Annotated in this window: 10 protein-coding genes and 2 pseudogenes; 3 read left to right on the forward strand and 9 right to left on the reverse strand. The window is 71.1% G+C overall.

Going from position 1 to position 9,057, the window contains the following annotated elements:
- Positions 1–40: 40 nt before the first annotated feature.
- Positions 41–316: pseudogene (locus MKK55_RS08410) on the forward strand (transglutaminase-like cysteine peptidase); the annotation flags it as partial.
- A gap of 3 nt (positions 317–319) precedes the next feature.
- Here the strand turns inward: MKK55_RS08410 and MKK55_RS08415 are convergent.
- Positions 320–664 (reverse strand): hypothetical protein, encoded by a 345-nt coding sequence (locus MKK55_RS08415; protein ID WP_243932331.1) that lies wholly within the window; start codon positions 662–664, stop codon positions 320–322.
- Positions 665–970: 306 nt separating this feature from the next.
- On the opposite strand from MKK55_RS08415, the gene MKK55_RS08420 reads away from it, so the two are divergent.
- A complete protein-coding gene (locus tag MKK55_RS08420) occupies positions 971–1,660 on the forward strand; it encodes a transglutaminase-like cysteine peptidase (protein WP_147842283.1) in 690 nt (229 codons plus the stop codon).
- Between the two features lie 9 nt (positions 1,661–1,669).
- Here MKK55_RS08420 and MKK55_RS08425 read toward each other — a convergent pair whose 3' ends face one another.
- The 8 genes from MKK55_RS08425 to MKK55_RS08460 form a co-directional block, all read right to left on the reverse strand.
- Entirely contained in the window at positions 1,670–1,999 is a 330-nt protein-coding gene (locus MKK55_RS08425; RefSeq protein WP_147842284.1) for a DUF6949 family protein, read from the reverse strand.
- A 108-nt stretch (positions 2,000–2,107) separates the two neighbouring features.
- Positions 2,108–2,323: a DUF3126 family protein gene (locus tag MKK55_RS08430; RefSeq protein ID WP_147728559.1), complete on the reverse strand. Its 216-nt coding sequence runs from the start codon at positions 2,321–2,323 to the stop codon at positions 2,108–2,110.
- Positions 2,324–2,455: 132 nt separating this feature from the next.
- Positions 2,456–3,313: a serine O-acetyltransferase gene (cysE, locus tag MKK55_RS08435; RefSeq protein WP_147728555.1), complete on the reverse strand. Its 858-nt coding sequence runs from the start codon at positions 3,311–3,313 to the stop codon at positions 2,456–2,458.
- 206 nt (positions 3,314–3,519) lie between these two features.
- Entirely contained in the window at positions 3,520–4,425 is a 906-nt protein-coding gene (locus MKK55_RS08440) for a helix-turn-helix transcriptional regulator (RefSeq protein ID WP_281406289.1), read from the reverse strand.
- 311 nt (positions 4,426–4,736) lie between these two features.
- Positions 4,737–5,702 (reverse strand): lytic transglycosylase domain-containing protein, encoded by a 966-nt coding sequence (locus tag MKK55_RS08445; protein ID WP_243934181.1) that lies wholly within the window; start codon positions 5,700–5,702, stop codon positions 4,737–4,739.
- A gap of 146 nt (positions 5,703–5,848) precedes the next feature.
- Positions 5,849–6,655: a Cof-type HAD-IIB family hydrolase gene (locus tag MKK55_RS08450; protein WP_243934182.1), complete on the reverse strand. Its 807-nt coding sequence runs from the start codon at positions 6,653–6,655 to the stop codon at positions 5,849–5,851.
- Positions 6,652–7,149, reverse strand: coding sequence for a gluconokinase (locus MKK55_RS08455; protein WP_147725619.1), 498 nt, complete (start codon positions 7,147–7,149; stop codon positions 6,652–6,654). The genes MKK55_RS08450 and MKK55_RS08455 overlap by 4 nt, the downstream gene beginning before the upstream one ends.
- A 147-nt stretch (positions 7,150–7,296) precedes the next feature.
- Positions 7,297–8,586 (reverse strand): alpha/beta hydrolase, encoded by a 1,290-nt coding sequence (locus MKK55_RS08460; RefSeq protein WP_147725612.1) that lies wholly within the window; start codon positions 8,584–8,586, stop codon positions 7,297–7,299.
- A gap of 270 nt (positions 8,587–8,856) precedes the next feature.
- Here MKK55_RS08460 and MKK55_RS08465 point away from each other — a divergent pair.
- Positions 8,857–9,057: pseudogene (locus tag MKK55_RS08465) on the forward strand (sugar transporter); the annotation flags it as partial.

The raw sequence follows: 9,057 nt of genomic DNA on the forward strand, positions 1-9,057 counted from the left end.
AGACACGTGGGACTAAGCCGAGGGCGGGTGGGACTAGTACGAGGATTTTAGGCTGCTCACGCGTGTCCTGCTGGCCAAGGCCGGCCTGCCGAGCCGCGCCATGCGGATGACCGTGGTCATCGACCAGTAGGGAGAGGACCCCGCCGTGCTCACCCTGATCACTGACCGCGGCGACCTGGTGCTCGACAACAAGACCATCCAGATCCTGCCCTGGCACCGCACCGGCTACACCTTCATCACGCGCGAGAGCCAGGACGCCGTCGCCTGGGTCTCCCTCGGCGGCGTCACCTCCCCGGTCACCACCGCCAACCGCTGAGGCTCAGGCGGCCTGGAGCGCCGGCTCGGCCTCGACCTCGGACGGGACGGGTTCTTCCGTCATCTCGGCATCCGCCGGCACGGGCCGCTGCGCCGGACGCTTAAGGGCGTCGCGGCGGATCCGGCCGAGCTGCATCTCGATCCGCCCAATGAAGGCGGTGATGTGGGGGGCGACGCCGCGCAGGCTGGCCAGATCGCGCAGGAGGATGTCGACGGCGAGCGCGCGGTCGGCGTCGGTGGGCGAGGCGGCGAGGAACATCTCCACCGCGTGCTGGGCGATGTCGATCGCCCCCGGGGCGCCGTTCTCGGCGAGAGCCCGGATCATGAGATGGATGGGCGGTTGCGACACGGTTGCGATGATCCCTGGCGGCGCGTTGGCCGGCGTCTTGCTGAGACCCTCAAATGCCGATCCCATGGCACCGGCACGCCGTCACGCCGGTGTCACAGTCTCAAGCCGCGAATCACGCCGGAATCAAGGGCTGATCGACCGTGCAGGGCACGCATACCCATGGCGCATGTGCGGGTGGCGCCCTTACATCACCACGCGGGATCGGAACCTTTCGCCGCCGACGTGGTTAATTCGCCCTTAAATTTCGATTGAGCCGCCGACCGGAGCGTGCCAGCTTGGGCGCTTCGGCAGGGCGGAGCATCGAGCATGCGGCACGCGGTTGTCCAGGCGGCAGGTGCCCTCGGCGGCATCCGATGGCGCGATGCGGTGCGGCGCACGGGACGCGCCGCGGCCCTGGGCTTCGCCGGAACGATCCTGATGATCGGGGGTGCCTCCACCCAGCCGCGCATCGCCGCCCTCCCGCCCGATGCGGCCACCGCCGTGGAGACCGGGCCGGCGGCGCGGCCGGTGGCGGCGTGGACCGAGTTCTGCCGACGCATGCCGGCCGAATGCGACGTCGACACCCGCGAGCCGGCGACCATCGCGATGAACACCGCCCTGTGGCGGACGCTGGCGAGCGTGAACCGCCGGGTCAACGCACGGATCAGGCCGATCACCGACCAAGCGCACTGGGGCGTCGTCGACCGTTGGGACTTCCCGGATGACGGGTTCGGCGATTGCGAGGATTACCAGCTGCTCAAGCGCCGGATGCTGATCGAGCGCGGGCTTCCCCGGCGTGCCCTGCGGATGACCGTGGTGATCGACGACATCGGCGAGGGCCACGCGGTGCTGATGGTGCGCACCGACCGCGGCGACTTCATCCTCGACAACAAGACCAACACGATCCTGTCGTGGCGCAACACGGGATACGCCTACATCAAGCGCGAGGGGCAGGACGGGCGGGCGTGGGTGACGCTCGATGGCGGCGCGTCGCCGGTGGCGACGGCCAACCGCTGACGGCCCGGCTCAGGCGCCGACGACGAGGGCCGCGAGGTCGAGGGCGACGCGGCCCGAGAGCAGCCCCCAGCCGCAGGCGATGATCGTCGCCAGCATCACGAACGGGATCGGGCGGCCCTCGATCCGGCGTCCGCGCAGGGTGTTGCGCAGGATGATGAACGGAGCGCCGAAGGCCAGCATCGGCAGCGCGGCGACGGCGGTAACGCCGCCGAGCCCGAGCAGGTTGAAGCTCGCGCGGCGCGTCGTGCACAACTCGAACGCGCTCGCGAGCAAACCTGACAGGGCCAAGCCCACGCAGAGCGTCCGGATCGTATCGAGGGCAGCGGGGGCGAGGACCATGACGCGCGCACTCCATCCGAGGATGCGTGCAGTCTAGCCCGGATGTTTACGAAGCGTTAAGCACTTGTGCGGGTTAGCGTTAATTCGTGCACAGGCGAGACGCCGGCCTCAGGCCTCTTCCTCGAGGTCGATGTCGAGGATCGCCATCCGGAACACGAATGAATCGTCGCCGTCCTCCTTGTCGTCGGAGATTACGCCGATCGACTCCTCGCCGATGTAGACCTCGGCGGAATCGCCGTTCTTCAGTGCCACGATGCGGATGCTGGCATTGGCGAATTTGCGGCGCAGGTAGTCCTGCAGCTTCGCGACTTCGGGCTTGGTCACGCTGTCGAGCCTTTCGGGTTCTTCATGCAGAGTGTCTTCGGCGATGCGCGCCGTGATCGGCGGCCCGCCCGGCGGCCGGGCCACCGCTTGCCACGCCCTCGGCGGTGGAGCAAGCGCGGCGGCCCGCCCGCGTCAGATCCCCTCGGCCATGTGGATGAACTGGTCGATGCTGACGAGCTGATCCATGGCGCGGGCGGGCTCGGCGCAGCCGGCGGTGCCGACGACGCGGGCCGGCACGCCGACCACCGTGGTGTTGGCCGGAACCGGACGCAGGACCACCGAGCCGGCGGCGACCCGGGCGCATTCCCCGACCTCGATGTTGCCGAGGATCTTGGCGCCGGCGCCGATCATCACGCCGCGGCGGATCTTGGGATGGCGGTCGGCGCCCTGCTTGCCGGTGCCGCCCAGCGTCACCGCATGCAGGATCGAGACGTCGTCCTCGATCACCGCGGTGGAGCCGACGACGAGGCCGGTGGCGTGGTCGAGGAACACGCCCCGCCCGATCCGCGCCGCCGGATGGATGTCGCACTGGAACACCTCGGACGACCGGCTCTGGAGGTAGAGGGCGAGGTCGCGCCGGCCCTGGTTCCAGACGTGGTGCGCCAGCCGGTGGGCCTGGATGGCGTGGAACCCCTTGAAGTACAGCACAGGCTCGATCGCGCGGCTGGTCGCGGGATCGCGATCCATCACCGCGACGATGTCGGCCCGGAACGCCTCGCCGATGCGCGGGTCCGCCTGGATCGCCTCGTGGAAGGCATGCGCCACGAGCTCGGACGGCAGCGCAGGATGCCCGAGCCTTGCGGCGACCCGGTGCGAGACCGCGCCCTCCAGGCTGGTATGGTTGAGGATCGTCGCCACGATGAAGGACGCGAGCTGGGGCTCGTCGCGGATCACCGCCTCGGATTCGGCCCGCAGGCGCGACCAGACCGGATCGACGGTGCCGGCGAGCCCGTCGGCGACGGGACGCCCGAGGGCGTGACTGCCAGTCATGGTATGCTCCTCGGTGGCGCGGGACGAAGCCCGATGGCCGGTCGGCGCCGGGGCGCCCCGGCCGGGTCGCGCCGGGTCACGGATGATCACGGGTCGGTTGCGGACCGGCGATGCCCGGTCGTCGCCCGACGCACGCCGAAAGCTTGGGGTGACGCCGGCCCACGATCAAGGGTCGGCGCGAGACGCCGGGCACGGCATTGCAACCCTCAGGCGGTCGCCGCCTGCGCCTGGAAGCGCGCCTCGATCGTTTGCGTCAGGCGATCGACCATCACCTCGACGGGGACGTCGGAGGTGTCGACCGTCGCCGAGGCGCGGGCGTAGAGCGGCTCGCGGCTGGCGAGCACCGCCCGCAGCTCCAGCATCGCCGAGGCGTGGTCGCCGGTCATGGCGAGGTGCCCCTGGTCGCGGACCCGCTGCATGTGCTCCTCCGGCCGGGCCTTGAGCCAGACGGTGAAGAACGCCTGCAGCAGGAGGTCGTAGGTCAGGGGCTCGGCGACGATGCCGCCGCTGGTCGCGAGCACCAGCGGACCGGGATGCTCGGTCAGGCGCCGCAGCGCCGCCTGCTCGAGCCGGCGATAGCCTTCCTGCCCGTAGATCGCGAAGATCTCCTGGACCGAGAGCGCGTTCTCGCGCTCGATCTCGGCGTTGAGCTCGATGAACGGCCAGCCGAGGCGTTCCGCGGTCATCCGCCCGAGCGTGGACTTGCCGGCACCGCGCAGGCCGACCACCGCCACGCGGGGGCGCGGCATGCTGCCGTCGCGCGGGCCGCCGGAGAGCGCTTCCTTGGCGGCCGCGATCTGCGCCGGCGAAGCCTGCCCCAGCAGGTCGCGCAGCACCGGCCAATCCGGAATCGCGTCGTTGCCGGTGATCAGGTCGTCGAGGCGCACGCCCATGGCGTCGGCGACGCGCCGCAGCAGGATGATCGAGACGTTGCCCTGCCCGCCCTCGAGCTGGGCGATGTAGCGCTCGGACAGGCCCGACGTCTGCGACAGCAGCTTGCGCGACAGCCCGCGAACCGTGCGCGCATGGCGGACCCGACGACCGAGGTCGTTCAGGAAGAGTGATTCTTGTTCCACCGCGCCGGCCATGGCGTCGTCCGCTTTCCGATTGATCCCAAGCGCGAGACCGGCCTCTCGGCCATCCCGACGCAAGTCATGCGCCGCGAACCTCGCGTGAGGGCGGCCATGACGCGGTCACGCCCGATCTCTCGCGAGACGTCCGGCGCACCCCTGCCCTCGGTGCATGATTGTTCGTCTCAAGGAATTCGAGCGGTTGCGATGCTGCGACGCAAAATGCGTCCGCCTCACCGGTCCTCTCGTCCGACGCCCCGTATGTGTTGCGCTGCGGTCCCGCGGTCAACCCGGCGCGCCGATCGTTGTAGGGACAACGGGTGCAGTTTTCCCGCGCGATATGCCTGATTCTCTCACTCGGTGGTGAGTGCGGTGGCTTCGAGGACGGGCTCCCCGGCGGGTGTCCTGCGGGGCGCCGCGGGCCGTACGACGGCGGCGAGACGCTCGGCCGAAGGGCGGTGCGGCGGCAGCGGCACCGCCACCGTGTCCGCCGCCGGATCGACCGATGTGGCGGCGGCCGGCGTCGGCGCTGCCGGCGTCGCGGCGAGGGTCAGGTTGGAAAGGTCGGCGCTGGCCACCTGGACCGGGGCGCCGAAGGCATCGGGCCGGCGCGGCGGCAGCGGCACCGAGACGGTCTGGGCCGCGCCGGCCGAATCGGCCTGGGGCTGATCGGCCGCCGGATCCTGCGTCGGCCGCAGGCTCGCCATCTCCACCGAATCGCCGGCGCCGAAGGCAGCGGGGCGACGGGGCGGCAGCGGCACCGCGACGGTCTCGGCCGGTGCTGCGGCCGCGGTCGGCGCATAGGCCAGGGCGACGTTGGCGGCGGCGAGGTTGGGGTCGGCCGGGGGGGCGCCGGTGAACAGGCTCGCAACCGCGCTCGCCGAGGCGGCGACCGGGGCGACCACGGAGGCGACCTCGGTGGAGATGCCCTGGCGCTTGGCCGCGTAATAGTACCCGCGATTGTAGTAGCCGTAGGCCTGCGTGATGTTGCCCTGCGCCGTGCGGTAGGCGCCGGCGAGGTAGGCGACGCCGTATTTGAGGTTCGTCGCCGGGTCGAGGAGGCCGGCGGCGTCGCCCTGGTAGCCGAGGCTGCGCGCGGTGGCGGGCTTGATCTGCATCAGCCCGAGCGCGCTGCCGCCCTTGGCCTTCGGGTTGTAGTTGCTCTCGCGCTTGACCACCGCGTGGACGAAGCTCGCCGGGACGCCGTTCGCCTTCGCGTGCTGCTCGATCAGCGCATCGATGTTGTCGCGGGCTCCCTGCGCGATGGCCGGGACGGTCACGACCGCCAGAGCTGCGGCGAGGAGAAGGCGTCGATGCATCCTGAAGACCCGGTCCCGCTTGTTCTGGTCAAGCTAGGTCGGGGTCAAATGAGGCCGGAAAGCGGCTCGGATGCGGTCGCCGGTGGGCGACGAGACCGGGGGCGCCGGCCTGTGCCCGGCATGCCACAGACGTCGCCCTCCGGGCGTCAGGGCAGGATCAGCCGATCGACCGCCTCGGCGAAGCCGTCGGCATCGTTGGTGTCGGTGAGGTCGGTGGCCGCCGCCTTCACCGCCTCCTCGGCGTTGCCCATCGCCACCGAAACCCCGCTGCGCGCGAACATCGCCCCGTCGTTGCCGGCATCGCCGAAGGTGGCGATGCGGTCGCGCGCGATGCCAAGATGTTGCGCCATCCAGTCCACGAAGCCGCCCTTGTCGATGCCCGGCGGCGTCACGTCGAGGTAGTAGGCCTGGGAGCGGTGCACGACCGCGCGGCCCTCCAGGGCACCGCCGATCTCGGCCTCGCAGGCGGCCAGGTGCGCGTGGTCCCGGCTGACGCCGACGAGCTTGGAGGCGCGGCCCAGCAGGGGGGAAAGGTCGGCGACCACGTTCGGCTCGGCATCGAGGGTCCGGCGCTCGAGGTCCGTATAGGCCCCCGCCGGGTCGCGCAGGCTCCACGAGCCGTCGGCGAAGACCCAGACGTCGAGTTTCGCGGCGACGAGCCGGTCGACCGCATCCCGGGCGGTGGCCTCCGGGATCAGCCGCTCCTCGATCACGGCGAGGTCCGGGCCGACCACCGTCGCGCCGTTGAAGGCGCTCATCGGCAGGCGGAGCGCCAGGGTCTCGACGAGGCCGCGCAGGCCGACCGGCGGGCGGGCGGACGCCACGGTGAAGCCGATGCTGGCGGCGTGCAGGCGCGCCACCGCCGCGATCGTCCCCGGGCTCAGGCTCTTGTCGGTGCCGACGAGGGTGCCGTCGACGTCCGAAATCACGAGGTCGATGCGCCGTGCGCTCATGCGGATTCACTTCCGGTCCCGTTTATCTGCGCGACGACCCGCTCCGCGACCGTCTCGGGGGGATCGTCGATCCCGACGACGATCGGGTGCTCGTCGGCGGTCGGCGGTTCGAGGATCGCGAACTGGCTGTCGAGGAGCGCCGGCGCCATGAAATGCCCGTGACGACCCGCCAGCCGGCCGGCGATGAGCGCCCGGCTGCCGTCGAGGTAGACGATCCGCACCCGCCGCGAGCCGCCGGTGAGCACCTCGCGATAGGCGCGGCGCAGGGCCGAGCACACGATCACGCCGGACTCGCCCCGCTCCAGCCGGTGCTGGATCCAGACCGCGATCGAGGCGAGCCAGGGCGCCCGGTCCGCGTCGTCGAGGGCGAGCCCGGCATGCATCTTGGCGACGTGCTCGGGCGTGTGGAAGCTGTCGCCGTCGACGAAGATCCAGCCGAGCCGCTCGGCGACCAGCGCGGCCACCGTGCTCTTGCCCGAGCCCGAGACCCCCATCACCACGAGCACCTGCGCGGCGGGCCGCCCCGCCTGGTCGTTCGATCGGGACGGGCTCACGGGGCTGCGGCTCCGGGTTCGGGTTCGGCGGCGGGATCGCAGCGGACGGATAGCACGCCGCCCGCCCGAGGGGAGAACGGCCGCGTCTCAGCCGGCGCCCTTTCGAAGGCTGGGCTGAAGGTCGGCGACGATCGGGCGGACCGCCCGGTCGCGGAGGAATTGCGGCCCCAGCACCATCCGGAAATAGTCGTACGGGCCGGGCCGCTCGTTCGACATCAGGAACTGGAAATGCATCCGGAACGGCTTCCGGCAGACCTTGGCGTAGGTCTCCGGCGTGAGGATGTCGCGCACCTGCGCGGAGCGCACCAGCGGGTTGGCGATCGGGCCGCCGGCGAGCGGCAGGTCGAGGTCGAGCACGGGGTTGAAGCCGGGGAAGTTCATCCAGTCCTGCGGCGCCTGCACGTCGAGCCAGACGATCCGGCGCGAGGCGATGAGCGTGGCGACCTCGGCGCGGACGTGATCGGCGAAGGGCTGCGCGGCGACGAGGGGCAGGCCGGACCCGAGCGTGACCAGGGCGAGGGCCATGTCGTCCGCCCCGAGCTTCGGGGCGCGGGCCAGGATCCGGGCGGCGACTTCGGCGGCCGTGAGGCCGCCGGTGGAGTGGCCGACGATCATCACCTCGTCCGGCCGCTCGCCGCGGGCCTCGGCCTCGGCGATCCGCGCCAGGACGCGGTCGGCGAACACCTCGAGCCGCTCCGCGTAGTCGCGCCGCCAGCCGTTTCCGTGCTGCCAGTTGAACACCCAGTCGTTCAGCAGCTGCCAGAAGAAGAACCGGTTGAGCAACGCCTCGATCGCGACGATCCAGGCGATCCCGGCGACGACGGCGAGGGGCAGGGTCACCCAGGGCGGCCAGCCGAGGCTGTGCCCGAACCAGTCGCCGAGATGGGCGTGCACCATCGTCCCGATCGCCGCGGACAGGGCCGTGAGCAGCACGACCATGACGAACGGGTAGATGACCACGTTCCCGTAGAGCCAGTTGAGCCGGTAGAACCGGAAGATCAGCCCGCGCAGCAGGGCATGCAGCGTGCCGACGACCAGCAGCAGGACGCTCAGGACCCGCGGCCGGCGGAAATCCCGCGCGACGAGGTCGTCCCAGAGCAGCACGTCGTAGGACGTCGCCGCACGCCCCGGATCCCGGCCCGGACCGACCGTCCAGCTCTGGACGAGGCCGTCCGGGCTGAGGACCGCCGGGGAGATGTCGGGCCGCGGATCGCCGAACCGCTTCGCGTGCCGGAGGAGCTCGCGCACGAACAGGAGGCGATAGCGGGTCCGCGCCTCCGGGTCGTAGCCGGGAATGAAGAACACGTGCCGTCGGCGCACCGTGCCGGGCCGCTCGGCCTGCAAGTCCGGCGGTGTGTAGGAGAGGGGCAGCCTCATGAGCGAGGAAGTTTTTCCAAGTCGTGCGATGTATCGCGGGGCGGCTCGATTGCCATCCCATAGAGCTTCATTTGTACGAAAACCAGATCGCGCTTCCGGCGGGCGGCATCCCCTGCCCTCCGACCATCGGATCGCGACGGCTTCGTGTGTGCAGCGGGGATCATCACCCTCGATCCGGGCCTGCGCGGCTCAGTGTGTCCGCCCCGCTACGGACAGGGGGCTTCCGTTCGGCTAGGCGTCGAAGCCTCGAAAACGATCAGGCGATCCTGGATGCGCGTCCTCCCTCTGCTCCTGCTCACTGCGCTCGCGGTGTCGGGCTGCTCGGTTCTTCCGGCTTCGGGTCCGACGGCGCGTGCCGTGGAGGCGGGGGCGGAGCTGTCGACGCCGGAGGGGCTGCTGGCGCGCTACGAGCTGGTGGACGTGACCCCGGCGGTGATCGAGGCCCTGCGCGGGCGCCCGCTCGACAGCCTG

The organism is Methylobacterium sp. J-059 (assembly GCF_022829485.1).
Classification (GTDB): domain Bacteria; phylum Pseudomonadota; class Alphaproteobacteria; order Rhizobiales; family Beijerinckiaceae; genus Methylobacterium.